The sequence below is a fragment of the Pseudomonas sp. genome, from assembly GCF_037994325.1.
Classification (GTDB): domain Bacteria; phylum Pseudomonadota; class Gammaproteobacteria; order Pseudomonadales; family Pseudomonadaceae; genus Aquipseudomonas.
In genome coordinates this window covers 1-1,228 of the sequence record NZ_JBBNAH010000262.1, presented here as the reverse complement: position 1 = coordinate 1,228, position 1,228 = coordinate 1, and the positions used below count along the sequence as shown (strand labels likewise).

Below are 1,228 nucleotides of genomic sequence, written 5' to 3'. Positions count from 1 at the left end.
GTTCCAGGTCGTGCATGGGGTGCTCTCTATCTTTTTTATTAGGGGCATGTGCGGCACTCAAACCTTGCCGCTGTAGAGCTGAATAATGGCGGAGAAGTCCAGGTCGCCGTGGCCCTCGGCGCTAAAGGTTTGGTACAGCTGTTGCGCCAGGGCACCGAGCATGACTGGCTGCTGCACTTGCCTGGCCGCCTCGGTGGCCAGGCCCAGGTCTTTAAGCATCAGGTTGGCGCCAAAACCACCGCTGTAGCCGCGCGCTGCCGGAACGTTTTCCAGCACGCCGGGGAAGGGGTTGTAGGTGTCCGAACTCCAGCAGCGGCCGCTTGAGGTGTTGATCACCCCGGCCAGTACCTTGGCGTCCATGCCCAGGGCCACACCGAGGTTCATCGCTTCGGCCACGCCGATCATGGAAATGCCCAGCAGCATGTTGTTCGCCACCTTGGCGACCTGGCCGTTACCGCTGGCGCCGCAGTGCACGATGTTTTTGCCCATGGCGGCGAGCACCGGTTGCGCCTGGGCAAAATCGGCCTCGCTGCCACCGACCATAAAGGTCAGGGTGCCCGCTGCTGCGCCAGCAGTGCCGCCAGACACCGGCGCATCAAGCATAGGGTTGCCTTGCTTTGTTGCAGCAGCGGCGACTTCGCGGGCGGTCATGGGGTCGATGGTCGAGCTGTCGATCAAGCGCACGCCACGGGTCACGTGGGCAAGCAGGCCGTCCTCACCCAGGTACACGGCTTTTACATGGCGCGCGGCGGGCAGCATGGTGATGATCAGCTCTGCATCGCTGCGCGCCACGGCGGCTGGCGAGTGCACGGCGTGGGCGCCGGCGTCGATAAGCGCCTGCACCGAGGCCGGCACCAGGTCAAACACCGTCAGCTGATGGCCGGCCTTGAGCAGGTTCAGCGCCATAGGCCCACCCATATTGCCCAGGCCAATAAAACCGATATTCATGGCAAATTCCCTCTTGTGGTGGTGATGGGTGGGGTTCTATTTCAGCGTGATGGTGGTGTTTACCGAGCCCACGTCATCCTCATCAAACCAGCGCTGGGTAACGGTTTTGGTCTGGGTATAAAACTGCACCACCTGTTTGCCATAGGGCCCCAGGTCGCCGAGTTTTGACGCCCGAGAACCAGAGAAGGAAAAGATCGGCACCGGCACCGGAATGGGCACGTTGATGCCCACCTGGCCGACGTCGATCTCTTCCTGAAAGTGCCGCGCGGCGGCGCCGGAG

The 1,228-nt window shown here is 62.4% G+C and carries 2 protein-coding genes; both read right to left on the bottom strand.

Translation table 11 applies throughout. From position 1 onward, the window contains the following. Nucleotides 1–57: 57 nt before the first annotated feature. Complete coding sequence (mmsB, locus tag AAAB16_RS08855; RefSeq protein WP_340663002.1) at nt 58–948, bottom strand: 3-hydroxyisobutyrate dehydrogenase; 891 nt, start codon at nt 946–948, stop codon at nt 58–60. A gap of 36 nt (nt 949–984) precedes the next feature. Then, nucleotides 985–1,228, bottom strand: a 244-nt coding sequence (locus AAAB16_RS08850) for an aldehyde dehydrogenase family protein (RefSeq protein WP_340663001.1), incomplete at its 5' end; no start/stop codon positions are given.

Excerpts from the sequence above, each read along its gene's own strand:
- mmsB (WP_340663002.1), bottom strand. The coding sequence starts at position 948 with ATGAATATCGGTTTTATTGGCCTGGGCAATATGGGTGGGCCTATGGCG.